The organism is Curvibacter sp. EU05-FHT14A10 (assembly GCF_058791075.1).
This window is the reverse complement of record NZ_JBYTDE010000003.1, coordinates 206,257-231,352: the sequence shown is the minus strand read 5'-3', so window position 1 is coordinate 231,352 and position 25,096 is coordinate 206,257. Positions and strand designations below refer to the sequence as shown.

General features: G+C 67.2%; 23 protein-coding genes. 15 read left to right on the top strand and 8 right to left on the bottom strand.

Going from position 1 to position 25,096, the window contains the following annotated elements; translation table 11 throughout:
* Positions 1-61 precede the first annotated feature (61 nt).
* From AC3WUT_RS07045 to AC3WUT_RS06985, 13 genes are all read left to right on the top strand, one after another.
* Positions 62-1,693: an ABC transporter ATP-binding protein gene (locus tag AC3WUT_RS07045; protein WP_492346666.1), complete on the top strand. Its 1,632-nt coding sequence runs from the start codon at positions 62-64 to the stop codon at positions 1,691-1,693.
* Positions 1,694-1,706: 13 nt separating this feature from the next.
* A complete protein-coding gene (locus tag AC3WUT_RS07040; RefSeq protein ID WP_492346361.1) occupies positions 1,707-2,651 on the top strand; it encodes a 2-hydroxyacid dehydrogenase in 945 nt (314 codons plus the stop codon).
* Positions 2,652-2,687: 36 nt separating this feature from the next.
* Positions 2,688-4,055: an aspartate aminotransferase family protein gene (locus AC3WUT_RS07035; protein WP_492346360.1), complete on the top strand. Its 1,368-nt coding sequence runs from the start codon at positions 2,688-2,690 to the stop codon at positions 4,053-4,055.
* 44 nt (positions 4,056-4,099) lie between these two features.
* Positions 4,100-5,152 carry a histone deacetylase family protein gene (locus AC3WUT_RS07030; RefSeq protein ID WP_492346359.1) on the top strand — a complete coding sequence of 351 codons (1,053 nt, stop codon included), beginning with the start codon at positions 4,100-4,102 and terminating at the stop codon, positions 5,150-5,152.
* A complete protein-coding gene (locus tag AC3WUT_RS07025; RefSeq protein ID WP_492346358.1) occupies positions 5,145-6,056 on the top strand; it encodes a DMT family transporter in 912 nt (303 codons plus the stop codon). Before AC3WUT_RS07030 ends, AC3WUT_RS07025 begins: the two co-directional genes overlap by 8 nt.
* Positions 6,057-6,099: 43 nt before the next feature.
* Positions 6,100-6,849: a GntR family transcriptional regulator gene (locus tag AC3WUT_RS07020; protein WP_492346357.1), complete on the top strand. Its 750-nt coding sequence runs from the start codon at positions 6,100-6,102 to the stop codon at positions 6,847-6,849.
* Positions 6,850-6,870: 21 nt separating this feature from the next.
* Positions 6,871-7,899 (top strand): histone deacetylase family protein, encoded by a 1,029-nt coding sequence (locus tag AC3WUT_RS07015; protein WP_492346356.1) that lies wholly within the window; start codon positions 6,871-6,873, stop codon positions 7,897-7,899.
* Between the two features lies 1 nt (position 7,900).
* Positions 7,901-9,013, top strand: coding sequence for a phosphotransferase (locus AC3WUT_RS07010; protein ID WP_492346355.1), 1,113 nt, complete (start codon positions 7,901-7,903; stop codon positions 9,011-9,013).
* Between the two features lie 11 nt (positions 9,014-9,024).
* Entirely contained in the window at positions 9,025-10,317 is a 1,293-nt protein-coding gene (locus AC3WUT_RS07005; RefSeq protein WP_492346354.1) for an aspartate aminotransferase family protein, read from the top strand.
* A gap of 41 nt (positions 10,318-10,358) precedes the next feature.
* The gene (locus tag AC3WUT_RS07000; RefSeq protein ID WP_492346353.1) at positions 10,359-11,675 is read left to right on the top strand and encodes an ArgE/DapE family deacylase; all 1,317 of its coding nucleotides are present in this window, start codon (positions 10,359-10,361) and stop codon (positions 11,673-11,675) included.
* A gap of 126 nt (positions 11,676-11,801) precedes the next feature.
* Positions 11,802-12,068 carry a type B 50S ribosomal protein L31 gene (locus tag AC3WUT_RS06995; RefSeq protein WP_019573252.1) on the top strand — a complete coding sequence of 89 codons (267 nt, stop codon included), beginning with the start codon at positions 11,802-11,804 and terminating at the stop codon, positions 12,066-12,068.
* Positions 12,069-12,206: 138 nt separating this feature from the next.
* Positions 12,207-13,910 (top strand): glycosyltransferase family protein, encoded by a 1,704-nt coding sequence (locus tag AC3WUT_RS06990; protein ID WP_492346665.1) that lies wholly within the window; start codon positions 12,207-12,209, stop codon positions 13,908-13,910.
* Positions 13,911-13,912: 2 nt separating this feature from the next.
* Entirely contained in the window at positions 13,913-15,262 is a 1,350-nt protein-coding gene (locus AC3WUT_RS06985; protein WP_492346352.1) for an MATE family efflux transporter, read from the top strand.
* Here AC3WUT_RS06985 and phoR read toward each other — a convergent pair.
* From phoR to pstS, 7 genes are all read right to left on the bottom strand, one after another.
* Entirely contained in the window at positions 15,210-16,595 is a 1,386-nt protein-coding gene (gene phoR / locus AC3WUT_RS06980) for a phosphate regulon sensor histidine kinase PhoR (RefSeq protein ID WP_492346351.1), read from the bottom strand. The genes AC3WUT_RS06985 and phoR overlap by 53 nt on opposite strands.
* Positions 16,596-16,615: 20 nt before the next feature.
* A complete protein-coding gene (gene phoB, locus AC3WUT_RS06975; protein WP_492346350.1) occupies positions 16,616-17,371 on the bottom strand; it encodes a phosphate regulon transcriptional regulator PhoB in 756 nt (251 codons plus the stop codon).
* A 6-nt stretch (positions 17,372-17,377) separates the two neighbouring features.
* Positions 17,378-18,079: a phosphate signaling complex protein PhoU gene (gene phoU, locus AC3WUT_RS06970; RefSeq protein ID WP_492346349.1), complete on the bottom strand. Its 702-nt coding sequence runs from the start codon at positions 18,077-18,079 to the stop codon at positions 17,378-17,380.
* A gap of 10 nt (positions 18,080-18,089) precedes the next feature.
* Positions 18,090-18,869 carry a phosphate ABC transporter ATP-binding protein PstB gene (pstB, locus tag AC3WUT_RS06965; protein WP_492346348.1) on the bottom strand — a complete coding sequence of 260 codons (780 nt, stop codon included), beginning with the start codon at positions 18,867-18,869 and terminating at the stop codon, positions 18,090-18,092.
* A 15-nt stretch (positions 18,870-18,884) separates the two neighbouring features.
* The gene (pstA, locus tag AC3WUT_RS06960) at positions 18,885-19,772 is read right to left on the bottom strand and encodes a phosphate ABC transporter permease PstA (protein ID WP_492346347.1); all 888 of its coding nucleotides are present in this window, start codon (positions 19,770-19,772) and stop codon (positions 18,885-18,887) included.
* A complete protein-coding gene (gene pstC / locus AC3WUT_RS06955) occupies positions 19,769-20,692 on the bottom strand; it encodes a phosphate ABC transporter permease subunit PstC (RefSeq protein ID WP_492346346.1) in 924 nt (307 codons plus the stop codon). The genes pstA and pstC overlap by 4 nt, the downstream gene beginning before the upstream one ends.
* A gap of 149 nt (positions 20,693-20,841) precedes the next feature.
* The gene (gene pstS / locus AC3WUT_RS06950; protein WP_492346345.1) at positions 20,842-21,882 is read right to left on the bottom strand and encodes a phosphate ABC transporter substrate-binding protein PstS; all 1,041 of its coding nucleotides are present in this window, start codon (positions 21,880-21,882) and stop codon (positions 20,842-20,844) included.
* Positions 21,883-22,257: 375 nt separating this feature from the next.
* On the opposite strand from pstS, the gene ppx reads away from it, so the two are divergent.
* Entirely contained in the window at positions 22,258-23,736 is a 1,479-nt protein-coding gene (ppx, locus tag AC3WUT_RS06945; RefSeq protein ID WP_492346344.1) for an exopolyphosphatase, read from the top strand.
* 164 nt (positions 23,737-23,900) lie between these two features.
* Positions 23,901-24,593, top strand: coding sequence for a hypothetical protein (locus tag AC3WUT_RS06940; protein ID WP_492346343.1), 693 nt, complete (start codon positions 23,901-23,903; stop codon positions 24,591-24,593).
* 34 nt (positions 24,594-24,627) lie between these two features.
* Here the strand turns inward: AC3WUT_RS06940 and AC3WUT_RS06935 are convergent, their stop codons facing one another.
* Positions 24,628-25,092 carry a SixA phosphatase family protein gene (locus AC3WUT_RS06935; protein ID WP_492346342.1) on the bottom strand — a complete coding sequence of 155 codons (465 nt, stop codon included), beginning with the start codon at positions 25,090-25,092 and terminating at the stop codon, positions 24,628-24,630.
* Between the last annotated feature and the right edge of the window lie 4 nt (positions 25,093-25,096).

Sequence of the window (25,096 nt, the reverse complement as noted above, 5' to 3'; positions counted from 1 at the left end):
TCTACCCAACGATCTGCCCACCCCCCAGCCCCGTGCCGAGGCCCTGACCGGAAGCCACCCCATGCCTGCCAACGATCCCCTGCCCGACACCCCTGTGCTGGAAGTGCGCGGCCTTGACATCAAGCTGCCCTCGGGCGGCGACCGTCGCCTGGCAGTGCAAGGCGCCTCCTTCACGCTCCAAGCCGGCCAGACACTTTGCGTGGTCGGCGAGTCGGGCTCGGGCAAATCGATGATTGCCAATGCCATCATGGGCCTGCTGCCACGCCCCCATGTCGAGCCGGTGGCTGGGCAGATCCTGTTTGACGGGCAAGACCTGCTGCAACTCAGCGAAGCCCAGATGCGCGAGCTGCGCGGGCACCGCATCGGCATGGTGTTCCAGGAGCCCATGACCGCCCTCAACCCGGTGATGCGCATTGGCGAGCAACTGGCCGAGGTGTTTGACGCCCACTTGAAGCTCGGTGCCGCCGAGAAGCGCAGCCGCATCCTGGCCGCCCTGGCCGATGTGGGCCTGCCCGACCCGGCCCTGCTGATCGACAGCTACCCCTTCCGCCTCTCCGGTGGGCAGCGCCAGCGGGTGATGATCGCCTGCGCCATGCTGCTGGAGCCCCGACTGCTGATCGCCGACGAACCCACCACCGCACTCGACGTCACCACGCAAGCGCAGATCCTCAAGCTGATGCGCGAGCTGCAACAGCGCCGCGGCATGGCCCTGCTGTTCATCACCCATGACTTCGGCGTCGTGTCCGAGATCGCCGACCACGTGGTGGTGATGCAGACCGGCCAGGTCGTCGAGGCCGGCCCGGCCCGCCAGGTGCTCAGCCAGCCCAGCCACCCCTACACCCGCAAGCTGATTGCCGCCATTCCCCAGGGTGCGCCGCTGGTGCGCGAAGGCGAGCCCGACCTGATGCACGTGCTGCAGGTGCAGGACCTTTGCAAGACCTACACCTCGGGCGGCGGTCTGTTCCGCAAAGGGCGGCAGGTCAGCGCGGCCAAAAACGTCAATTTCGAACTGCGCCGCGGCCAGACGCTGGGCCTGGTGGGGGAGTCGGGCTCGGGCAAATCGAGCGTGGGCCGTTGCATCGTCGGCCTGGCCCCCTTCGAATCGGGCCGCATCCTGTTCAAGGGACGCAACCTGATGTCGGGCGCAGCGCTGCGCCAGCAGGCCAAGGGCAAGATCCAGATGGTCTTTCAAGACCCCTACGCCTCGCTCAATCCACGCCACCGCATCGGCCCCACCCTGGCCGCCGGGCCCATCGCCCAGGGCGTGCCCCGCGATGTGGCCATGGCCCGGGCCCTGGAGCTGTTGCAACTGGTGGGCCTGGGCCCCGAAGCCGCCGACCGCTTTCCGCACGAGTTTTCAGGCGGCCAGCGCCAGCGCATCGGCATTGCCCGGGCCCTCGCCATGGAACCCGAACTGCTGGTGGCCGACGAGCCCGTGTCGGCCCTGGACGTGTCGGTGCAGGCCCAGGTGCTCAAGCTGTTTGCCGAAGTGCGTGAGCGCTTCCAGCTGGCCATGGTGTTCATCACCCACGACCTGCGCGTGGCCGGCGAGATGTGCGACCACATCGCCGTGATGCAACGCGGCCAGGTGGTCGAGTACGGCCCCAGTGCCGAGGTGCTGGGCAACCCACAGCACGACTACACGCGCCGGCTGATCGATGCCATACCGCGCCTGAATGCCCACCAAGCCTGAGCCCGACCCAGCCATGTCCGCCCCCCTGACCATCGCCTTTCTCAGCAGCAACCTCGACTTCAGCTACCTGCTGCCCGCCTTCCGAGCCCAATTCCCCCAGGCGCGGCTGCGCCTGGGCACCGAGCTGGGCCCCCTGGAGGAGATCGATGCCGCCGTCTGCTGGTACCCGCCCGAGGGCCTGCTGGCCCGACTGCCCCGGCTGCGCCTGATCCAGTCGGTGGGTGCCGGCATCGACCACATCACGGCCGACCCGGCCCTGCCCGCGTTGCCGGTGTGCCGCATCATCGACCCCGACATGGGCCAGGGCATGACCGCCTACGTCACCTGGGCCGTGATCCAGCACCAGCGTCACATGGGGGCCTACCTGCACAGTGCCGCCGCGCGCCGCTGGGAAGAGCAGCCGGTGCAGCCACCGCGCCAGCACCGGGTCGGCATCGCCGGCCTGGGCACCCTGGGCCTGGCCTGCGCCGAGGCGCTGTTGAGCATCGGCTACAGCGTGCGCGGCTGGAGTCGCTCGCCTAAAAACGGGCTGCCCGCCGGCCTGCAGGCCTTCCATGGCGAAGCCGGGCAGGCCGAGTTCCTGGCCGGTTGCGACACCCTGGTGTGCCTGCTCCCCCTCACCGAAGACACCCGCGGCATCCTGTGCCAGCCCTTGTTCAATCAGCTGCCTCGAGGCGCCCACCTGATCAATGTCGGGCGCGGAGCCCACCTGGTCGAGGCCGACCTGCTGGCCGCCCTGGCCAGTGGCCAGCTCGCCGCCGCCACCCTGGACGCCCTGACCCAGGAGCCCCTGCCGCCCGAACACCCGTTCTGGGCCGACCCACGCATCCTCATCACCCCGCACATCGCCACGCGCACCGACCCCTCGGTCATCGCGCGCCAGACCGCCGACAACCTGGCCCGGATCGACGCTGGCCACGCTGCCGAGGTCGCGGTGGACCTGCGCCGCGGCTACTGAGCCCCAACACCTTCCCGCCCCCAAGAAAGCCCCAACATGAACACCCCCAGCGAGCTGGCCGCCAAAGACATTGCGGCCCACCTGCACCCCTTCACCAACCTGGCCACCCATGCCGACGTCGGTCCGTTGGTGATCACCCGTGGCGACGGCATCCATGTCATCGACGAACAGGGCCGCCGCTACATCGAGGGCATGTCGGGCCTGTGGTGCAGCTCGCTGGGCTTCAGCCACCCGCGTCTGATCGCGGCTGGCACCCAGGCCCTGCAGACCCTGCCGTACTACCACACCTTCAACCACCGATCCAACCCAGCCGTGGCGCAACTGGCCGAGAAGCTGCTGGCCCTGGCCCCGGTGCCCATGGCCCGGGTGTTCTTTGCCAACTCGGGTTCCGAGGCCAATGACAGCGCGGTCAAGATGGTCTGGTACTACCACAACGCCATCGGCCAACCGGCCAAGAAGAAGATCCTGGCACGCCAGCGTGCCTACCACGGGGTGACCGTGGCGGCCGCCAGCCTCAGCGGCCTGCCGGCCAACCACCAGGACTTCGACCTGCCGATAGACCGCATCAGCCATGTCGAGTGCCCGCACCACTACCGCTACGGCCTGCCCGGTGAAAGCGAGGCCGACTTTGCCACCCGCCTGGCCGATTCGCTGGAGCAGCGCATCCTGCAGGAAGGCCCCGACACCGTGGCCGCCTTCTTTGCCGAGCCGGTGATGGGCGCGGGCGGCGTGATCGTGCCGCCCGAAACCTACTTCGAGAAAGTGCAGGCGGTGCTGCGCAAGTACCAGGTGCTGCTGGTGGCCGATGAGGTGATCTGCGGCTTTGGCCGCACCGGCAACATGTTCGGCTCCACCACCTTCGGCCTGCAGCCCGACATCCTGACCTGTGCCAAGGCCTTGTCCTCGGGCTACGTGCCGATCTCGGCCGTGATGGTGTCGCCCGCCATCCACGATGCCCTGGCCGCCAACAGCGGGCGCATCGGCACCTTTGGCCACGGCTACACCTACTCGGGCCACCCGGTGGCCTCGGCCATCGCGCTTGAAACCCTGAAGGTGTACGAGGACGACCACATCCTGGCGCGGGTGCGCGAACTCGCGCCCGGCTTCCAGGCCCGCCTGCGCCAGTTCGGCCAGCGCCGCTGTGTGGGCGAAGCCCGCGGCGTGGGCCTGATCGGCGCCCTGGAGCTGGTGGCCGACAAAGCCAGCCGCCAGCCCTTTGCCCCCGCCCTCAAGGCCGGCCCGCGCCTGGCCCAACTGGCCCAGGAGCAGGGCCTGATCGTGCGTGCCATGGGCGACACCGTGGCCCTGTGCCCGCCCTTGATCATCAGCGCCGCCGAACTCGACACCCTGTTCGCTCGCCTGGACCAGGCCTTCGGCCTGTTCGAAGCCAGCCTGCCCGCCTGAACCGCAAGACCCGCCAGAAACACCCCAGGCCACCGGAGCGCCCCATGCAAGCCTTCTTCTCGCCCGACCAGATGCTGCATACGCCGCAGCAGTTCATGCGCCTGGGCCGCCTGATGCCCGCCGCCGACCTGCCCAGCCGCGCCAGCGCCCTGCAGGCCACGCTGCAGGCCTGCGGTGTGCCGGTGCACGAACCCCCTGAGCTCGGCCGCGAGCCCCTGGCCGCGGTGCATGCCCCACACTACCTGGACTACCTGGAAACCGCCTGGGACCGCTGGCAAGCCCTGCGCCGCCCCGGCGTCGAGCCCGGCATCGAGGTGCTGCCCAACCTGGCGCCGTACCCGGCACCGCAAACCGGCCTGCGCCGCAGGCCCTGCCCCTCGCCCTCGCTGGTAGCCCAGACCGGCTACTACCTGGGCGACCTGTCCTGCCCCATGGGCGCGCCCAGTTGGCGCGCCATCCTGCGCTCGGCCCACAGCGCCGTGGCCGCCGCCGACGCAGTGATCGCCGGGGCCCCCGCCGCCTACGCCCTGTGCCGCCCCTCAGGCCACCACGCCCACAGCGACCGGGCCAGCGGCTTTTGCTTTGTCAACAACAACGCCTGCGCCGCGGCCCGCCTGCAGGCACACTTCGGCCGCGTGGCCGTGCTCGATGTGGATGCCCACCACGGCGACGGCACCCAGAACATCTTCTACGACCGCGCCGAGGTGATGACGGTCTCCACCCACGCCGATCCGGCCCAGTACTTTCCGTTCTACACCGGCTATGCCGAAGAACGAGGCACCGGGCCCGGCGCGGGTTGCAACCTGAACCTGCCGCTGCCGCACGGCAGCGGCAACGCAGAGTTCGCGCAGGCACTGGACGCGGCGCAAGCCGCGCTGCTGGCCTTCGCCCCCCAGGCCCTGGTGCTGGCCCTGGGCTTTGACACCTACAAAGACGACCCGATCAGCGTGCTGCGGCTCGACTTTGACGCCTACCGCGACGTCGGCCGCCGGGTGCGCCAGCTGGGCCTGCCCACCGTGGTGGTCCAGGAGGGCGGTTACATGGTCGAGGCCATCGGCCCCGGCCTGAAGGCGTTCCTGGAAGGCTTGCATGGCTGACACCCTCGCCCCAAGGGCTCAGGCGGCAGCGCCCCAGGCCACTGCCGCCACACAACAACGCCAGGGCATGCTGCTGTTCCTCGCCGCCCTGCTGGCCTTTGCCTGCTACGACGCCTTTGCCAAGCAGATGCTGGCCCATTACCCGGCCACCCTGATGAACCTGACCCGCTACGTGGCCGTGGGCAGCATGGCCGCGGTCCTGCTGTGGCGGCATGGCGACTGGCGGCTGTGGCGCCAACCGCACCAGAAGCTGCTGTTCCTGCGCAGCCTCATGCTGGCCATCGTGGCGACCAGCTTCATGACCGCCCTGGCCAGCATGCCGCTGGCCGAGGCCACCGCGATCTACTTCACCGCCCCGCTGATCATGGTGGCCCTGTCGCCCTGGGTGCTGGGCGAGCAGGTCGGGCGTGTGCAGTGGGTGGCCGTGCTGGTCGGCTTTGCCGGCATGCTGCTGATCGTGCGCCCCGGCAGTGCCCTGCCCTTGGCCGGTACGCTGCTGATGGCGCTGGCCGCCGTGTGCTATGCCCTGTTCCAGGTGCTCACGCGGCGCCTGTCAGGCCTGGTGCCGGCCCCTGCGCAATACGCCTACATGGCCGCCATGTGCCTGGTGGTGACCAACCTGCCCGCCCTGTTCACCGGCCCCATGGCCTGGCCGGGCTGGCTTGAACTGGCGGCGCTGGTGGCCGGCGGCTTCGTCAGCGGAGCGGCCCAGTTGCTGCTGTTGGCCGCCTTTCGACGCGTGTCGGCCTCGGTGCTGGCCCCGATGAACTACCTGCAACTGCTGTTGGCGGTGTTGATCAGCACCTTCTGGTTCCAGCGCCCGCCCGACGCCCTGGCGCTGGGGGGCATGGCCCTGATCGGCGCGGCCGGGGTCTATCTGGCCTTGCCCAGGCGCTTAAAGTAACGGCCCTGACAAAGACCCCGTCGAGACAACGCCGCGCCACACCATGAACCCCATCGCCGCCCCTCAACCTGAAACCCGCGCTGTCCCCTCTGCTGCCCCCGGCTTTTCGTCCATCGATCTGCCCGATCTGGTGGCCGTGGTCGAGGCGCAGTTGCAGCAGGCCATCGTCGAAGGCCGTCTGCCCCCCGGCGCCCGCATCGTCGAGGCCGAACTGGCGCGCCAGATGGGTGTCAGCCGTGCCCCGGTGCGTGAAGCCGCCCGACGCCTGGAAAGCCAGGGCCTGTTGGTGGCGCGCCCGCGCTATGGCTTCACGGTGCGCACCCTGGACCTGCAGCAGATCAACGACCTGTTCCAGGTGCGCATCGGGCTGGAGGTCCTGGCCACCGGCCTGGCCTGCCGCCAGGCCAGCGACGAACAACTGGCGCAACTGCAGGCCCGCGTCGACCACATGGTGGCCCAGGCCCCGCACCTGGGTCAGGCCGAACGCGTGGCCCTGGACCTGGGCATCCACGCCTGCATCTGCGAGATCTCAGGCAACGCCTACCTGCACCGGCTGTTCAGCAACATGCAGACCGAGATCCGCATGATCCTGGCCCTGACCGAGGGCAGCTACCGCGACCCGAACCTGATCGCCGAGTCGCACCGCCCGGTGATCGACGCCATGCGCCGACGCGATGCCACCGCCGCCGAACACGCCCTGCGTCACCACCTGATCGAGGGGCAGGAACACGTGCAAGCCCTGTTCCTGCACGCCCAGCACAGGGCCACCACGGCGCCCCCCACCCCACCCTGACCTCCACCCTGCTCCAACGCCATGAAGATCGTCCACTCCGACCAGCACCAGGGCCACGACCCGCAACAGTTCATCGTGCGCGGCCGCATGAAGCGCAGCAACGAGCAACCCGAACGCGCCACCCGGCTGCTGGCTGCAGCCCAGGGGGCCGGCCACACGGTGCTGACCCCGGACGACCATGGCCCCAGCCCGCGCGCCGCCATCCATACACCGCAGTACCTGCATTTTCTGGAAACCGCCTGGGAGCGCTGGCAGCAGCTCGAGAACGCCTCCGACGAGGTGATGCCCAACGTCTACCCCTTTCCGGGCCAGCCCTTCACCTACCCCGATCACCTGGTGGGCCAGGCCGGCTACCACATGGGCGACAACGCCTGCAGCATCGGCCGCCACACCTGGCAGGCGGCCACCGCGGCGGCCCACAGCGCCACCCACGCCGCCGAACTGGTGCTGGCCGGTGAACGCGCCGTGTACGCGCTGTGCCGCCCCCCGGGGCACCACGCCTACACCGACCGGGCGAACGGCTTTTGCTACCTCAACAACAGCGCCATCGCGGCCCAGCACCTGCGCCAGCGCCATGCCCGGGTGGCCGTGCTGGACATCGACGTGCACCACGGCAACGGGACCCAGGGCATTTTCTGGCGTCGCAAGGATGTGCTGACCGTCTCGCTGCATGCCGACCCCCACGTGTGCACACCCTACTTCACAGGGCATGCCCATGAGCACGGCGAGGGCGAGGGCCTGGGCTACAACATCAACCTGCCCTTGCCGCGTGGCACGGGCGATGAAGGCTACCTGCAAACCCTTCAGAAGGCCCTGAACAGCCTGCGTGCCTACGCCCCCGGCGCCCTGGTGGTGGCGCTGGGACTGGACGCCCACGAAAACGACCCCTACCGCATGCTGGCGGTCAGCACCCCGGGCTTTGCCCGCATCACGGCCGAGATCGCCCGCCTGGGCCTGCCCACCGTGCTGGTGCAGGAGGGCGGCTACCTGGGCGATGACCTGGGGCCCAACCTGGTGAGCGCCCTGCGCGGCTTTGAGTCGGTGGCTTGAGATGAGCACGCTCGCACCCGCTGCCCCCCTGAAACACCCGGCACACGACAGCGCGGCCCTGCTGCCCGGCGCCGCCCTGCTGAGCGCGCCCCCCGCCCCGGTCTCCCTGGACGAGGCCCGTGGGCTGCTGCGCCAGCACTATGGCCTGCACGAGCTTGAATTGCAGGCCCTCAGCGGCGAACGCGACGCCAACTTCCTGGTCCGGCCCCGGCAGGGAGCCGCCTGCATGCTGAAGATCTCGCACCCCCAGGAAAGCGCGCTGGTGGCCGATTTTCAGACCCAGGTGCTGCTGCACCTGGCGAGCCGGGCCCCCGAGCTGCCGGTGCAGCGCCTGCTGCCCACGGTCAACGGCCAGCCCAGCCTGACCCTGGACTGGCCCGACGGAGGCCATCGCGTGGTGCGCCTGTTCAGCTACCTGGAAGGGCTGCCCATGCCCCAGGCCCCACGCTCCGAGGCCCAGCGCCTGAACGTGGCCCGCCTGCTGGCCCGCCTGGACCATGCCCTGGCCGACGTCAGTCACCCGGCCGGCGAGCAGGCCCTGCCCTGGGACATCCAGCGTGCCGACCTGGTGCGAGGCCTGCTGGTGCATGTGAACGACCCGGCCCGTCAGGCCCTGGCCCACCGGGCCCTTGACGGCTTTGTCGAGCGCGTGCTGCCCCGGCTGGGCCACCTGCCACGTCAGGCCATCCACAACGACTTCAATCTCTACAACCTGCTGGTCAATGCACAGCACACCGATCAGGTCAGTGGCATCCTTGACTTTGGCGATGTGGTGATGGGCCCCCGCGTGAACGACCTGGCCGTGGCCGCGTCGTACCAGCTGGATGCGCGCGGTGAGGGGGGTGCCCCCCAGGCGCTGGCGGCCATCGCAGGCTTCGCCGCGGCCTACCACGCTGAATGGCCGCTGCAGCCGCTGGAGCTGGAACTGCTGACCGATCTGGTGCGGGCCCGCCTGGTGATGGTGGTGGCCATCAGCGGCTGGCGCGCCGCCCGCCAACCCGACAACGCGCCTTACCTGCTGCGCAACAACGCCATCTCCTGGGCCCGCCTGCAAGCCCTGGATTCCGCCACCCCGACCCAGGCCGAGGCCGCACTTCGGCAAGCCTGCGGCTGAAAGTCATCCCCATGCACCACCCCACAGCATCGTCCGACACCGCCGCCCTGCTGGAACGCCGCGCCCGCCTGCTGGGCCCCGCCTACCGCCTTTTCTACGAAGAACCTCTGCACCTGGTGCGCGGTGAAGGGGTTTGGCTGTACGACGCCCAGGGACGCCGCTACCTGGATGCCTACAACAACGTGGCCAGCGTGGGCCACGCCCACCCCCAGGTGGTGCAAGCCCTGGCCCGCCAGGCGGCCCAGCTCAACACCCACACCCGCTACCTGCACGAGGGCGTGCTTGACTACGCCGAGCGCCTGCTGGGCCACCTGCCCAGCGAGCTGGGCCAGGCCATGTTCACCTGCACCGGCAGCGAGGCCAATGACCTGGCGCTGCGCATCGCACGCGCCCACACCGGGGCGCAGGGCGTGGTCATCACCCGCTGGGCTTATCACGGCGTGACCACCGTGCTGGCCGAGGCCTCGCCCTCGCTGGGGGCCGGCATGAAGCTGGGCGCCGCCGTGCGCACCGTGGCCGCCCCCGACAGCTACCGTGAGCCTGCCACTGATCTGGGCCAACGCCTGGCCCGCGATGTGCGCGCCGCCATCGCCGACCTGCAAGCCCAGGGCCTGCGCCCCGCGGCCCTGCTGGTCGACACGGTGTTCTCCAGCGACGGTCTGTGCACCGCCCCGGCAGGCTTTCTGCAGCCCGCCGTGCAGGCCATGCGCGAGGCTGGCGGCCTGTTCATCGCTGACGAGGTGCAGCCCGGCTTCGGCCGCACGGGCGAGGCCTTCTGGGGCTTTGAACGCCACGGCCTGGTGCCCGACATCGTGACCCTGGGCAAACCCATGGGCAACGGCCACCCGGTGGCGGGCCTGGCCGTGCGGCCCGAGGTGCTGGCCGCCTTCGGGCGCGAGTGCCGTTACTTCAATACCTTTGGCGGCAACCCGGTGTCGATGGCAGTGGCCAGCGCCGTGCTCGACGTGATCGAGCAAGAGGCCCTGCAGGCCAACGCCCTGGCCGTGGGCCAGTACCTGCGCGATGGCCTGCAGTCACTGGCCGCCCGCCATGAGGCGGTGGGGGATGTGCGCGGTGCCGGCCTGTTCGTGAGCGTGGAGCTGGTGAATGACCGGGCCCGCCAGCAGGCAGACGGCCCGCTGGCCGCCCGGGTGGTGAACGGCCTGCGCCGCGCCGGCGTGCTGCTCAGCGCCTCGGGCCCGCAGGCCAACTGCCTGAAGATCCGCCCGCCCCTGGTGTTTTCAAAAACCAACGCCGACGAGCTGATCGACAAGCTGGATGGTGTGCTGAAAGACGGCGGCTGAGGCCCAACTTCCCATCACCTCTCCATTTGAATGGCCCCGAAATGACCTCTCACCCCGCACCGACAGCCGCAGCGCTGCAACAGGCCGTGGCGCAACTCGACGCCGAGATGATCGACACCCTGAGTGCCTTCGTGGCAGCGCGCAGCCCCTCAGGGGCCGAGCAGCCGGCCGCCGATTTTCTGGAGGCCCAACTGCGAGCCCTGGGCCTGGACTGCGAACGCATCGTGCTCGACAGCGATCGCATCCGTCGCTCGCCCCTGTTCTCCTGCCCCTGCGACCCCGATGGCGGGCGCTACAACCTGCTGGCCCGGCACCTGCCACGCAACAAGCAAGGCCCTCGCGGGCGCTCAGTGCTGTTCAACGGGCACCTGGATGTGGTGCCGACCGGCCCTGAGGCCCTCTGGAGCGCACCGCCCTTCCAGCCCCATGTGAAGGACGACTGGCTGTTTGGCCGGGGCGCGGGCGACATGAAGGGGGGCATCGTCTGCGCCCTGATGGCCTTCAAGGCCTTGCGCCGGCTCGGCCTGCAACCGGCCGGGGTGGTGGGCTTCAATGCTGTGCTGGACGAAGAGAACACCGGCAACGGCACCTTGGCCACGGTACATGCCCTGCAGAACGCCCTGGCCAAGGCGCGCCTGACCGACTTTGACGCGGTGATCATCCCCGAGCCCTTTGCCGAAACCCTGATGGCGGCCCAGGTGGGTGTGAGCTGGCTGTTCGTCACCCTGACCGGGCGGCCGGCCCATGTGGCCTACATGGGCCAGGGCCTGAACCCCATCGAGGCGGCCCACGAACTGATGGCCGACTTGAAGCTGCTGGAAGCCGAATGGAATGCACCGGAGAACCGCCACCCGGCCTTCCGGGACGTGGCCCACCCGATCAACTTCAACCTGGGGCGCATCGAGGGGGGTGAATGGAACTCCTCCGTGCCTTGCACCTGCACCTTGGGCCTGCGTTGCAGCTACTACCCAGGCACCGAACCGGATGCCGCGGTGGCCCTGATCAGCCAGCGCTTGCGCGCCAAGGCCCAGGCCCTGAACCCGGCCCTGCAAGTCGAGATCAGCACCCAGGGCCATCGCTCGCCAGGCTGTGTGTATGACCTCGATCACCCGGCCATGCAGGCGCTGGCCCAGGCCCACCTGGCGGTGAACGGCCGCGAGGCCGAGCGCCTGGCCTGCACCGCCACTACCGACGGGCGGCACTTCAGCCTGATGACCGACATCCCGGTCACCAATTACGGCCCGTTGGCACGCGACATCCACGGCATCGACGAAGCGGTTTCGCTGGCCAGCATGCGCCGGGTCACCCTGACGCTGGCGCACTACCTGGTGAACTGGTGCGGGGTGGAATCCGTCTGAGAACGGTCGACGGTAAAAAAGCCTTGAGCCGGCTGTCAGAAAAATGGGATAATCGAGGGCTTTTGGCGAAAAGTGCTGTGCAGTGGTTTGTGCAGTGGCTCTCGCAACTTCCTAAAAGGTAAGACCATGGCCAAAGAAGGCATTCACCCGAACTACCGCGAAGTCCTGTTTGTGGACCTCTCCAACGGTTTCAAGTTTGTGACCCGTTCCTGCGTGAACACCAAGGAAATGGGCAAGACCGAAGACGGTCGCGAACTGCCCCTGTTCAAGCTGGACACTTCCAGCGAATCCCACCCCTTCTACACCGGCACCCAAAAGTCGGTGGACAACATGGGTGGTCGCGTCGAACGCTTCCGCAACCGTTTCGGCAAGCTGGCCACCGCCAGCAAGTAAGTCAAAGGCGGCGACTCTCGCCGCTCAGACTTCTGCTAAAAAGGCAGCCCGGTCCCCGAGCTGCCTTTTTTCTTGTCCGCTGCATTTTGCCCCCCGCAGCGGGCGGCCCGGTTGCCACGACTCTTCCCTACCCGCACCTTGAACTCGACCTCACCCGCCATCGTTGCCCAGAGCGCTGTCCGTCGCCTGCCCCGCTGGGCCCTGATCGGCCTGTGTGCCGCCTACGTGCTGGCCGGCTTCTGGGGCCGCGCGCCCTGGAAAGGCGCCGACATCGCCGAACTGGGCTACATGATGGAAATGGCGGCCGGCCACACCAGTTGGCTGCAGCCCACCCTGGCCGGGCTGGCCCCCGAGAACGACGGCCTGCTGGCTTACTGGATCGGCGCCTGGATGCTGCAACTGGCGCCGGCCAGCTGGCCGCCCGAGCTGGTGACCCGCTTGCCCTTCATGGCCATGCTGGCCCTGACCCTGGTGGCCACCTGGTACGGCGTGTATTACCTGGCCCGCAGCCCGCGGGCCCAACCCGTGGCCTTCGCCTTCGGAGGCGAGGCCCGCCCCAATGATTACGCCCGCGCCCTGGCCGATGGCGGCCTGCTGGCGCTGATGGCCTGCCTGGGGCTGGCCCGGCCCAGCCATGAAGTCACCTCTTACCTGGCCCAACTCACCTGCACCACGCTCACCTTCTATGCGGTCGCCGCCAGCCCCTATCGGCGCTGGGCCCCGCTGACGGCCCTGGTGCTGGGGCTGGCTGGCCTGGCCCTGAGCGGTGCACCCACTGTGGCACTGGTGCTTGGAGCGGCCAGCGCGGTACTGATCCGCCTGCAGACCGACGCCGACACCGAAGGCCACCAACGCCCGGCGTGGCCCCGCGAGACCTCGCTGGCTGCCGCCTGCGTGACGGCTGGCGTGGGCGTGCTGGTCTACCAGCTGGATCTGGCGCACTGGCGCATGGTGTGGCCCAGCTTTGGCGAGGCGCGCAGCCTGGCCCGCCTGCTGCTGTGGTTTGCCTGGCCTGCCTGGCCGCTGGCGCTGTGGTCGCTGTGGCGCTGGCGCCATCACCTGCGCACGGACCCATGGCCTTTGCACCTGGGGCTGCCCATCTGCTTCGTGGCCGTGTCGGTGGTGATCACCTTCACCACCCCGCCAGCCGACCGGGCGCTGCTGCTCGGCCTGCCGGCACTGGCCACCCTGGCCGCCTTTGCCCTGCCCACGTTGAGCCGCAGCATGGGGGCACTGATCGATTGGTTCACGCTGCTGTTCTTTACCAGCGCCGCGCTGGTGATCTGGGTGGTGTGGCTGGCCATGCAAACCGGCTTTCCGGCACAACCGGCGGCCAATGTGGCACGGCTGGCGCCTGGATTCCGGCCGGAGCTGTCGTGGTTCCCCCTGCTGTGTGCAGTGGCCGCCACCGGCGCCTGGCTGTGGCTGGTGAAATGGCGCGCCGGCCGCCACCGTGCCGCAATCTGGAAGAGCCTGGTGCTGCCCGCCAGCGGTGCCGCGCTGGGCTGGATCCTGCTGATGACGCTGTGGCTGCCTCTGCTCGATTACGCGCTGAGTTACGCCAGCATGGTGCAGTCGGCGCGGGCCCTGATGGGCACGGCCACCTGCGCCGAGGTCTACGGCCTGAGCCCCGACCAGACGGCGGCCTTCCAGGTGCATGGCGATCTGCGCCTGGTACCCACCGGTGCCAACACCCGCTGCGACTGGCTGCTGGTGGACCGCAACCAGTTGATGGGCTGGCTGGAAACCCACGACGGCCCGAACTGGATCTACGAAACCAATGTGTGGCGCCAGGGTGAGCAGCGCGAATCCGTGCTGGTCTACCGCCGGGCCGGGAGCTGAACTTGAGCGAGTTGCGCCTCATTGCCCGCCATGCGGGCACGGTGCTGGCCGGCCAATTGGCCGTGATGGCCTTCGGCGTCACCGACACCCTGGTGGCCGGCCGCCATTCACCCGAGGCCCTGGCCGCGCTGGCCGTGGGTTCGGCCGTGTACATCAGCGTCTACGTGGGCTTGATGGGGGTGCTGCAGGCCTTGCTGCCGGTCTGGGCCGAATTGGAAGGCGCAGAGCGCCCGCTGGCAGTGGGGCGGTCGGTGCGCCAGTCGCTGTACCTGTGTGCGGTCGCTTCGGTGCTGGGCATGGGCGTGCTGCTCCAGCCCGACGCCTTGCTGCGCTGGACCGGGGTGCCCGACGAGCTGCGCGCCGATGTGGGCCATTACCTGCAAGTGCTGGCCCTGGCATTGCCGCCGGCGCTGCTGTTTCGCGTCTACAGCACGCTGAACCAGGCCCTGCACCTGCCGCGCCTGGTCACCTGGCTGCAGTTGGCGGGGCTGGCGCTGAAGGTGCCGCTGTCGATGTGGTGGGCTTGGGGCGGCGCCGGTGTCACCGCACAGGGGGCCACGGGCTGCGCCTGGGCCACCCTGGCCGTGAATGGCGCGATGGCCGCCCTGGCTGCGCTGATGCTGAGCCGGCAGACGGTCTATCACCCCTACCGCCTGTGGCAACGGCCCGAGCCCCCCGACTGGCAGCAGTTGGGCCAGTTTCTGCGCCTGGGGCTGCCGGCCGGCCTGTCCATCCTGGTCGAGGTGACCTCCTTCACGCTGATGGCGCTGTTCGTTGCCCGCCTGGGCACCACCGCGGCGGCCAGCCACCAGATTGCGGCCAACCTGGTGGCCGTGCTTTACATGGTGCCCTTGTCGATCGCCATCGCCACCAGTGCCCGCACCAGCTACTGGCTGGGGGGGCGCCAGCCGGCCCGGGCCCGGCAGGCGATCCGAACCGGCTTGCTGCTGGCCATGGGCTTGGCCACGCTGTGCTCCACCGCGCTGTGGCTGGGCCATGCCGCGCTGCCCCGGCTCTACACCCAGCAGGCCGAGGTGGCCCGCCAGGCCGCGCCCCTGCTGGTGTGGGTGGCGCTGTACCACCTGTTCGATGCGGCCCAGACCCTGTGCGTATTTGTGCTGCGCTGCTACCGCGTGACGGTGGTCACGCTGGTGGTGTACGGCGCCTTGCTGTGGGGTGCCGGCCTGGGCGGCGGCTACTGGCTGGCCTACCGCGGCCTGGCCGGCTGGGCACCCTGGGAACGGCCTGATGCCTTCTGGGCTGGCAGCACCGTGGCACTGGCCGCCGTGGCGGCCATCTTCATGCCGCTTCTTTGGCGCGCTGTGCACCGCCCGATGGCATCGCCCCGGTGAGTGCGGGAACGGCCTGCCGCAAGCGGCTGGCAGGGAACACGATCGAGAACCGCGAGCCCACACCCAGCGTGCTTTCGATGTTGAGCTGGGCCCCGTGGCGCTGCACCACGTGCTTGACGATGGCCAGGCCCAGGCCGGTGCCACCGGTTTCACGCGAGCGGCTGCGGTCCACGCGGTAGAAGCGCTCGGTAAGGCGCGGCAGGTGCTCAGGCGCAATGCCTGGGCCCGAATCCCGCACGTCAAACTCAGCCCGCCCGTCCGGCAGCATGTGCCAGCTGACCTGGATGCTGCCACCGCCCGGGGTGTAGCGCACGGCATTGCTGACCAGGTTGGACAAGGCGCTTTGCAACTCGTTGTGTGAACCGGCCAGGTCGAGGCTGCGCGCCGCCTCGATGTCGAAGTGGATCTGGTGGCGCCGCCCGCTGTGGCTGCCGATCACGCCCGACAGAGCCTGAGCCTCCTGCTCGCAGTGCATGAGCAGCCCCTGCACCCCCACCCACTCGGTCAAGCCCGGAGCGGGGCTGCCCTCCAGACGCGACAGCGTGAGCAGGTCACTCACCACGGTCTGCATGCGGCTGGCCTGTTGGGACATCAGGTTCAGGTAGTGCTGGCGCTCGTGATTTTCGAGGTTGAGGGTCTGCAAAGTCTCGATGAATCCCGACAGCACGGTCAGTGGGGTGCGGATTTCGTGCGACACGTTGGCCACGAAGTCGCGGCGCATGGCGTCGGCCTGGTCGAGTGCGGTGATGTCGCGCGACAGCAGCAGACGCCGTCCTTCGCCATAGCCGTGCAGGTGCACCGACAGGCGCACCGGCCGGGACAAGGTGCTGCCACGGCCGTTCATCACAATGTCGTGGCTGTAGTCGCGCGAGGCGTAATAGGCGGCAAAAACCGGCTCGCGCAACAGGTTGCCGATGGACTGCATCAGGTCCCGATCCGGATCGAAACCGAAATGCTCGGCTGCGGTCTGGTTGCACCATTCGATGTGACCTTCGGGGTCCAGCAGCACCACGCCGTTGGGCGAGGCCTGGATGGCCAGCAGAAACTCCTGCAGCCGGGCTTCGCTGTCCTCGGCCTTCTTGACCAGTTGGCGCAGCATGCGTCGCGCCCGGTCGGCCACCTCGCCCCACAGGCCGCCCAGGGCGGGGGCCTCATCGAGTTGGCCTTTGCGCAACCAGCGGCGCACCCGCAGGCCACGCCACAGGTCAAGCAGAAACCACAGCCAGGTGCCCAGCAGCAAGGCCAGCAGGGCCCCCAGGGCGTCGCCCAGCGACCACCCTGCCAGGACCGCCAACAGCTGGGCCCCGGCAAAAGTCAAGAACCGGAATGTCATGAGAAAGGCCAGTCAGGCCGTCAGGCGGAAGCAACAGAAGCAGCAGAAGCCACAGGAGCAACCGACGCGGGGGCAGACACCGCCACCTGGGGCTGACCGGTGAGCCGGTAGCCCGCGCCGCGCACGGTTTCGACCATGGTGCCGGCCCCACCCAGGGCCTCACGCAGGCGTTTGACGTGCACGTCGACGGTGCGCTCTTCGATGAACACATGGTCGCCCCACACCTTGTCGAGCAATTGCGAACGGCTGTGCACGCGCTCGGAATGCTTCATGAGGTAGTGCAGCAGCTTGAACTCGGTGGGGCCGACCTTGAGCGGCTGGCCCGAGAACGTGACCCGGTAGGTGGCTGCATCGAGCACCAGTTCACCGATGGTCACCGTGTCGGACACCTGCTCCGGGGCCCGGCGGCGCAGCACGGCACGGATGCGCGCCAGCAACTCCTGGGTGGAAAAGGGCTTGGTGATGTAGTCGTCGGCACCCGCGTCAAGACCCGCCACCTTGTCGGACTCGTCGCCGCGCGCGGTCAGCATCAGGATCGGGACACCCTTGGTGCGGGCGTCGGCGCGCCATTTGCGCGCCAGGGCCACACCGCTCTGGCCGGGCAGCATCCAGTCCAGCAGGATGACATCGGGCAGCACGGCATCCAGCTCGCGCTGGGCCGAAATGCCGTCTTCGGCCCACACCGGCTGAAAGCCGTTGTGGCGCAGGTTGACCGCGATCAGCTCGGCAATCGCCGGCTCATCTTCAACGATCAGGATATGGGGCAGCTTCTTCATGGCAGATCACCGGACGGCGGACTCCACGTCGTCGATGGACGCGTGGCGCACATCCGTGCCCTTGACGACGTAAATGATGAACTCGGCAATGTTCTTGGCATGGTCACCGATGCGCTCGATGGCCTTGGCCAGGAACAGCAGATCCAGGCTGGGCGAGATCGTGCGGGGGTCTTCCATCATGTAGGTGATGAGCTTGCGCACGAAACCGTCGAACTCCCGGTCGATCAGGTCATCCTCTTTGAGAATGGCCACGGCCGTGGAGGTGTCAAGCCGGGCAAAGGCGTCGAGCGCCTTGCGCAGCAGGCCGGCCGCCAAGTCCGCCGCCACACGCAGGTCGGTGGAAGGCAGTTGGCGGGCCGAGCCGCTTTCGATGATCGACTTGACCATGCGGGCGATCTTGCTGGCCTCGTCGCCCACGCGCTCCAGGTTGGCCGTGGTCTTGGAGATGGCCAGCAACAGGCGCAGGTCGCGCGCCGTGGGCTGGCGCCGCGCAATGATGGAGGCGAGATCTCGGTCGATCTCGATCTCCATGGCATTGACCCGCTGTTCGATGTCGATCACCTGGGCCGCAGCCTCGGTGCTGAAGTTCGACAGCGAGTAGATGGCTTGATGGATCTGGGATTCAACCAGGCCGCCCAGCTCCATGACCCGCGACGAAACGCCGTTGAGATCACTGTCGAACTGGGTGGAAAGATGTTTTTCAGGCATGCTGCCCTCCTCAACCGAAACGGCCTGTGATGTAGTCTTCTGTTTCTTTGCGGGTGGGCTTGAAGAACATCTGTTCCGTCTCGCCGAACTCGACCAGATCGCCCAGGTACATGTAGGCGGTGTAGTCGCTGCAGCGTGCCGCCTGCTGCATGTTGTGGGTCACGATGACCACGGTGTAGTCATCCTTCAACTCGGCGATCAGCTCTTCCACCTTGGCGGTGGAGATCGGATCAAGCGCCGAGCAGGGCTCGTCAAGCAACAGAACCTCAGGCTTGATGGCAATGCCGCGGGCAATGCACAGACGCTGCTGCTGGCCACCGGACAGGCCCGAACCGCTCTGGTTGAGCTTGTCCTTCACCTCGGTCCAGAGTGCCGCCTTGCGCAAGGCCCATTCAACGCGATCATCCATGTCGGTGGCGCTGAGGTTCTCAAACAGCTTCACACCGAAGGCGATGTTGTCGTAGATCGACATCGGGAAGGGCGTCGGCTTCTGAAACACCATGCCGACCTTGGCACGGATCAGGGCCACGTCCTGCTTGGAGGTGAGCAGGTTCTCGCCATCCAGCACGATCTCGCCTTCGGCCCGTTGCTCGGGGTACAGCTCGAACATGCGGTTGAAGGTGCGCAGCAGGGTCGACTTGCCGCAACCCGACGGGCCGATGAAGGCGGTGACCTTCTTCTCGGGAATGTTCAGATTGATGCCCTTGAGGGCATGGAATTTGCCGTAGTAGAAGTTCAGGTTGCGCACCGCAATCTTGGCTTGCTCGTCGGGCACGGTGAATGTGGTCATGAAAAATCCTTGCCTTTACTTCTGACGGGTCAGCACGCGCGCCAGGATGTTGAGCCCCAGCACCGCCATGGTGATCAGGAACACGCCTGCCCAGGCCAGTTGCTGCCAGTTTTCGTACGGGCTCATCGCAAATTTGAAGATGGTCACGGGCAGGCTGGCCATGGGTTTGGACAGGTCCGAGTTCCAGAATTGATTGTTCAGCGCGGTGAACAGCAAGGGGGCGGTCTCGCCCGAGATGCGGGCCACTGCCAGCAACACCCCGGTGATCACGCCCGACTTGGCAGCGCGCAGCGTGATCGTGATGATCACCTTCCACTTGGGCGTGCCCAAGGCGTAGGCGGCCTCGCGCAGCGCCGAAGGCACCAGCGTGAGCATGTTCTCGGTGGTCCGGATGACCACCGGGATCACGATCAGTGCCAGGGCGATGATGCCGGCCCAGCCCGAGAAGCTCTTGAAACGGGCCACCACGATGGCGTAGACAAACAGGCCGATCACGATGCTGGGCGCCGACAACAGAATGTCGTTGACGAAGCGCGTGGTCGAGGCCAGCCAGCTCTTGGTGTCGTACTCAGCGAGGTAGACGCCGGCCATGATGCCGATGGGCGTGCCAATGAAGGTCGAAACGACCACCATCACCAGCGAGCCGAAGATCGCGTTGGCAATGCCACCCACCTCGTTCGGCGGTGGCGTGGACTGGGTGAACAAGGCCACGCTCAGGCCGCCAAAGCCCAGGCGAACCGTCTCCCAGAGAATCCAGATCAGCCAGAACACGCCAAAGGCCATGGCCGCCAGCGACAAGGCCAGGGCCATGGTGTTGACCCGCTTGCGGCTGGCGTAGCGCGCCTGGCGCACCGCGGCCAGCGCCGTGCGCTCAGCCAGTGCCGAAGAAGCTGCTGTGTTCATGAGCGGGCTCCTTCGTTCTTCTTGAGTTGCATCAGCAGCACCTTGGACAGGGCCAGCACCACGAAGGTGATGAAAAACAGCACGAGACCCAGGTAGATCAGCGAAGCCTGGTGCAGGCCCTCGCCCGCTTCAGCGAACTCGTTGGCCAATGCCGAGGTGATGCTGTTGGCAGCCTCGAAGACACTCAGCGAGTTGAGCTGATTCATGTTGCCGATCACAAAGGTGACGGCCATGGTCTCGCCCAGAGCCCGGCCCAGGCCCAGCATGACCCCGCCCAGAACACCGGTCTTGGTGTAAGGCAGAACCACCTTCCAGACCACTTCCCAGGTCGTGGACCCCAGGCCGTAGGCGGATTCCTTGAGCAGGGGTGGCGTCACTTCGAACACATCACGCATCACCGAGGCAATGAAGGGAATGATCATGATGGCGAGGATGATGCCGGCCGACAAAATGCCGATGCCCACCGGCGGGCCGGAGACAAACGAGCCCAGCAGCGGCACACCCTTCAGCAAGGCCTGGAGGGGCTGTTGCACGAAGCGCGCCAGAATGGGGCCAAACACCATCAGGCCCCACATGCCGTAAACGATGGAGGGAACCGCTGCCAACAGCTCGATGGCGGTGCCCAAGGGGCGCTTGAGCCAGGCCGGCGAAAGCTCGGTCAGGAACAGGGCAATGCCGAAGCTGACCGGCACGGCAATGGCCAGCGCGATCAGCGAGGTGGCCAGCGTGCCGTAGATCATCACCAGACCGCCAAAATCGGACTGGACCGGATCCCAGACGCTGCGCACGAGGAAACTCAGGCCGTACTTTTCAATTGAAGGCCAGGCGCCGAAAACCAGCGACAGCAAAATCCCGAAAAGAAGGCCCAGGGTCAGAATGGCAGCGCCTTTGGCCAACCAGCCAAAAAGACGGTCAGCCATGGCACCCGACAACAAAGGGCGGGGAGAAGGAGGTGTGGTCATAGGTTGAGCACGCCCCACCGAGGCGGGTGGGGCATGGTTGACCGGCAGTGTAGTGGACACGACTAAGTCCCGAAAGCAGGTCTGAGGCTGAGGTCAGAAACCGCGACTCACTTGAAGGCGACCGGCTTGTCGCCAGCCGCTTCGCGGATCTCGCTCCAGGACTTCAGGATCACTTCCTTGACGCTGTCGGGCATGGGCACGTAGTCCAGGTCAACAGCGGTCTTGTCGCCGCTCTTGTAAGCCCAGTCAAAGAACTTCAGAGCGGTGGTGGCTTGGGCCGGCTTGTCCTGCTTCTTGTGCATCAGGATGAAGGTGGCGCCCGTGATGGGCCAGGAATCCTTGCCCGGCTGGTTGGTCAGGATCTGGTAGAAGCTCTTGCTCCAGGTGGCGCCCGCAGCGGCAGCCTTGAAGGTCAGGTCGTCCGGAGCCACATAGGTGCCGGCAGCGTTCTGCATCTGCACATAGTTGAGCTTGTTCTGCTTCACATAGGCGTACTCAAGGTAGCCGATGGAATCCGGCAGGCGACCCAGGAAGGCGGCCACGCCTTCATTGCCCTTGCCACCCGCACCGGTGGGCCAGTTCACAGCAGTGCCTTCGCCGACCTTGCTCTTCCACTCGGGGCTGACCTTGCTCAGGTAGTTCGTGAAGATGAAGCTGGTACCCGAGCCGTCGGCACGACGCACCACGGCGATCGGCGAATCCGGCAGGGCGAGGCCTGGGTTCAGCGACTTGATGGCGGCATCATTCCAGTGGGAGATCTTGCCCAGGTAGATGTCGGCCAGCACTGCGCCGGTCAGCTTCAGCTGGCCCGGGGTCAAGCCCTTGACGTTGATCACCGGCACCACGCCGCCAATCACGGTGGGGAACTGCACCAGGCCCTTGGCCTTGAGGTCGTCATCGGTCAACGGGGCGTCGGAGGCGCCGAAGTCCACCGTCTTGGCGTCGATCTGACGGATGCCGGCACCCGAACCCACCGATTGGTAGTTGATCTTCACGCCGGTAGCCTTGTTGTAATCAGCCGCCCACTTCGAGTAGAGGGGGGCCGGAAAGCTGGCACCCGCGCCGGTGGCCTCTTGTTGCGCCCAGCTGGCGGGAGAGAGCAAAGCGGCAACGGCGCCGGCAACAGCCATACGAATCGTCCAGGTCATTTCAATTCACCTTGGTGGTTGGAGAGTTGACTGGACTCTAGTGGGCCTTGATGACAACTGCGTGACAGGCCACAAAGAGGCTGCGAATCCCGATTTTTTGTCACAATCAGCGCAAATTCGGTCACCCAACTGTCATAAACCGCTTCTAGACTGCGAAACGCGTGAAAAATACGGGGTCGTCGGTCGGTGTCCTGTCGGTCGCAGCCACAATCGCTGCTGTCAGGTTCAGCCGCCACGCAGGCGGGAGTCCGACATCCAGCGAACTTGCCTCGACAGACTCCGGAACCCGAACCCCCTCTCTTCACAGCCCAGTACGCAAGCGGCGACGATCTCAGCTGCCGCCGCAGAGTGACCGGACCCAAGCGCTGCCAACAAATGCAAAACGGAACACTCATTGCCGCTGTCGACCTGGGGTCGAACAGCTTCAGACTTGAAATTGGCCGCCTGCAACACGGCCAGATCCAGCGCAGCGAATACCTGAAGGAAACAGTTCGTCAGGGCAGTGGCCTGGACGAGGAGCGTCGGCTTCGTGCCGAGGCCATGCAACGCGGCTGGGATTGCCTGGCCCGCTTTGCAGAACGTCTGGCCGGATTTCCGCGCACCCAGGTGCGTGCGGTGGCCACGCAGACCCTGCGTGAAGCCCGCAATCGGGACGACTTCCTGACCCGGGCCACCGAGATCCTGGGTTTTCCGATTGACGTGATCTCGGGCCCCGAGGAGGCCCGCCTGATCTACCAGGGCGTGGCACGACTGCTGCCCCAGTCGGATGAGCGCAGATTGGTGATCGATATCGGCGGGCGCTCCACCGAAATGATTCTGGGCCAACAGTACAACGCCCACATGATGGCGTCGTACCGCGTGGGCAGCGTCGCCTGGTCAATGAAATATTTTCCCCAGGGCCTGTTCACCCAACAGGCCTTCATGACCGCCGAGATCGCGGCCAAGGCCGTGCTCGACGAAGCCCTGGACAGCTACCGCCGCGACAGTTGGGACATCGCCTACGGCTCGTCCGGTACGGTCGGTGCCGTGGCCGACGTCCTCGCCGCTGCCGGTGAACCTGGCGGCGTCATCACCCGCAGCGCGCTGCATTGGCTCAAGGAGCGCCTGCTGCGCGCCCAAAGCGCAGAACGGGTGCGCATGGAAGGCTTGAAAGACGACCGCCGCGCCGTCATTGGCGGTGGGGTCAGCGTGCTCACGGCCATTTTTGACCTGTTGGGCATTGATGAAATGCACGTGGCCCAAGGTGCCTTGCGCCAGGGCGTGCTGTACGACCTGCTGGACCGCGAACAGCCCCACACCGACTTGCGCGCCACCACGGTGGTGTCACTGTGTGAACGTTTTCAGGTCGACCTGGCCCAGGCAGAGCGCGTGCGAGACGCGGCACTGGCGCTTTACCAGCAGGTCGAAAGCCCACTGGACGAGCGTGCCGAACGCAAGCTGGCCTGGGCTGCCAGCCTGCACGAGATCGGCATCCAGATCTCGCACAGTGATTACCACCGGCACGGCGCCTACATTCTGGACAACACCGATGCACCGGGCTTTGCCCTGCCCGAACTCCACCGGCTCAGCCTGCTGATCCTGGGTCACCGCGGCAAGCTGCGCAAACTGGAGGCCGATTTCAGCGACGCGGCCTTTGTGGCGCAGTTGCTTTGCCTGCGCCTGGCCGTGGCCTTGTGCCACGCCCGGCGCACCCCCGATCTGGCCCCGCTGGAGCTGGCCAGTGACGGCATGGCTTACACCCTGCACCTGAGCCAGGCCTGGTGCCAGCAATACCCGCAATCGGCCCACCTGCTGCGCGAGGAAGCGATCGCCTGGCAAAAGACACCCTGGTCGCTGGATCTGCTGGTGTCCTGAGCGCGCTGTCCCAGCCGACCGACCATCCCATGAGCCCCCGGCACCTTGCGGTGACCGGGGGTTTTTCATGCCGGGTGCAGGCACCCGACTGGCATCACCGCAGCCTTACAAACATCGAATTAAACCGTATATACTGTTTATACCGATTCACTCAAGGAATGTTGATGACCAGCACCAGCGACAAAAAAGAGACCCCGACAACCCCAGTGGCCACCCCCGTGGTCGCAACGCCCGTGACGGCGGCTGCCCCTGCCAGCGCCCCGGTGAGCAAGGCCGCCGAAAAGCCGGCCGCCAAGCCCGCCCCCAAGGCGGTGCCCGCCACCCCCGTGAAGGCAGCCGCTCCGGCCAAGGCCGCCACACCTGCCAAGGCCAAGGCTGCGGCTCCGGCCAAGGCCCCCGCCAAGGACACCAAAGCCATCAAGGCCAGCCCCGCCCCCAAGAAAGCCGTGAGCAAGCCTGCCGCCAAGCCCAAGGCCGCGCCAGTGGCTGTCGCCGCGCCCGCGCCCGTGCCCGCACCGCCCAAGGCGAAGGTCGAAGCCCCCAAGAAGATCAAGGACAGCAAGCCCAAGAAGGCTGCCGAGCCCGAACTGAAGGCCAAGAAGGCGAAGCTGGTGCGCGACAGTTTCACCATCCCCAAGGATGAGTACGACGTGCTGGCCGACCTGAAGCAACGCGCCCACCTGCTGGCCCACAGCCCCAAGAAGAGCGAGATCCTGCGCGCAGGCGTGCGCTTGTTGGCCGGCCTGGGTCAAGAGGCCTTCCTGAAAGCCCTGAAGGCCATTCCCTCGATCAAGACAGGCCGTCCCGCCGCCGAAAAGCCGGCTGCTGCGGCCCCCAAGAAGGCCGGCAAAGCCTGACAGAGTCGCCCCCGGTCAAATCGGGGGCTGGGGGTTACAGCAACTCTGGAATCTGGACCGTGACCACCACGGTCTGAGGTTCGCCTTGCCGTTCCCGGTGGCGCAGCCACCAGACCGCCCCCTTGCGCACTGAGCACTCCCCCTCAGGCAAGCCCAGCAGATGGGCCACGGTCTGGCCCAGCATGGGCTGGTGTCCGATCACCAGCACGGCCCCTCGTTGACGAGGCCACTGCACCAACTCGAGCAGATCCGACACCTGCCCCCCGGGCAGCAGTTCGGCGCGCAATTTGTACTTGCGACCCAGGGCCAGCGCCGTCTGCTCAGTGCGCCGGGCGGGGCTGCACAACACCCTCAAGCCCTCGGGCAGTTGGCGATCCAGCCAGGCCGCCATGCGCATGGCCTGCTTCTCCCCCCTGGGGGTGAGGTTGCGGGCCAGGTCTTCCATGGCCCCGGCGTCTTCTTCTTCAGCTTCGGCATGTCGCCACAAGATCAGGTCCATGGGG

What these genes read in the sequence shown, in the direction of transcription:
- phoU (WP_492346349.1), bottom strand. Translation starts at nt 18,079, where the DNA reads ATGCCTGAAAAACATCTTTCCACCCAGTTCGACAGTGATCTCAACGGC.
- pstS (WP_492346345.1), bottom strand. Translation starts at nt 21,882, where the DNA reads ATGACCTGGACGATTCGTATGGCTGTTGCCGGCGCCGTTGCCGCTTTG.
- AC3WUT_RS07010 (WP_492346355.1), top strand. Translation starts at nt 7,901, where the DNA reads ATGAGCACGCTCGCACCCGCTGCCCCCCTGAAACACCCGGCACACGAC.
- phoR (WP_492346351.1), bottom strand. Translation starts at nt 16,595, where the DNA reads ATGACATTCCGGTTCTTGACTTTTGCCGGGGCCCAGCTGTTGGCGGTC.
- phoB (WP_492346350.1), bottom strand. Translation starts at nt 17,371, where the DNA reads ATGAAGAAGCTGCCCCATATCCTGATCGTTGAAGATGAGCCGGCGATT.
- ppx (WP_492346344.1), top strand. Translation starts at nt 22,258, where the DNA reads ATGCAAAACGGAACACTCATTGCCGCTGTCGACCTGGGGTCGAACAGC.
- AC3WUT_RS06995 (WP_019573252.1), top strand. Translation starts at nt 11,802, where the DNA reads ATGGCCAAAGAAGGCATTCACCCGAACTACCGCGAAGTCCTGTTTGTG.
- AC3WUT_RS07040 (WP_492346361.1), top strand. Translation starts at nt 1,707, where the DNA reads ATGTCCGCCCCCCTGACCATCGCCTTTCTCAGCAGCAACCTCGACTTC.
- AC3WUT_RS07045 (WP_492346666.1), top strand. Translation starts at nt 62, where the DNA reads ATGCCTGCCAACGATCCCCTGCCCGACACCCCTGTGCTGGAAGTGCGC.
- pstC (WP_492346346.1), bottom strand. Translation starts at nt 20,692, where the DNA reads ATGGCTGACCGTCTTTTTGGCTGGTTGGCCAAAGGCGCTGCCATTCTG.
- AC3WUT_RS07020 (WP_492346357.1), top strand. Translation starts at nt 6,100, where the DNA reads ATGAACCCCATCGCCGCCCCTCAACCTGAAACCCGCGCTGTCCCCTCT.
- pstB (WP_492346348.1), bottom strand. Translation starts at nt 18,869, where the DNA reads ATGACCACATTCACCGTGCCCGACGAGCAAGCCAAGATTGCGGTGCGC.
- AC3WUT_RS07035 (WP_492346360.1), top strand. Translation starts at nt 2,688, where the DNA reads ATGAACACCCCCAGCGAGCTGGCCGCCAAAGACATTGCGGCCCACCTG.
- AC3WUT_RS07015 (WP_492346356.1), top strand. Translation starts at nt 6,871, where the DNA reads ATGAAGATCGTCCACTCCGACCAGCACCAGGGCCACGACCCGCAACAG.
- AC3WUT_RS07000 (WP_492346353.1), top strand. Translation starts at nt 10,359, where the DNA reads ATGACCTCTCACCCCGCACCGACAGCCGCAGCGCTGCAACAGGCCGTG.
- AC3WUT_RS07030 (WP_492346359.1), top strand. Translation starts at nt 4,100, where the DNA reads ATGCAAGCCTTCTTCTCGCCCGACCAGATGCTGCATACGCCGCAGCAG.
- pstA (WP_492346347.1), bottom strand. Translation starts at nt 19,772, where the DNA reads ATGAACACAGCAGCTTCTTCGGCACTGGCTGAGCGCACGGCGCTGGCC.
- AC3WUT_RS06940 (WP_492346343.1), top strand. Translation starts at nt 23,901, where the DNA reads ATGACCAGCACCAGCGACAAAAAAGAGACCCCGACAACCCCAGTGGCC.
- AC3WUT_RS07025 (WP_492346358.1), top strand. Translation starts at nt 5,145, where the DNA reads ATGGCTGACACCCTCGCCCCAAGGGCTCAGGCGGCAGCGCCCCAGGCC.
- AC3WUT_RS06935 (WP_492346342.1), bottom strand. Translation starts at nt 25,092, where the DNA reads ATGGACCTGATCTTGTGGCGACATGCCGAAGCTGAAGAAGAAGACGCC.
- AC3WUT_RS07005 (WP_492346354.1), top strand. Translation starts at nt 9,025, where the DNA reads ATGCACCACCCCACAGCATCGTCCGACACCGCCGCCCTGCTGGAACGC.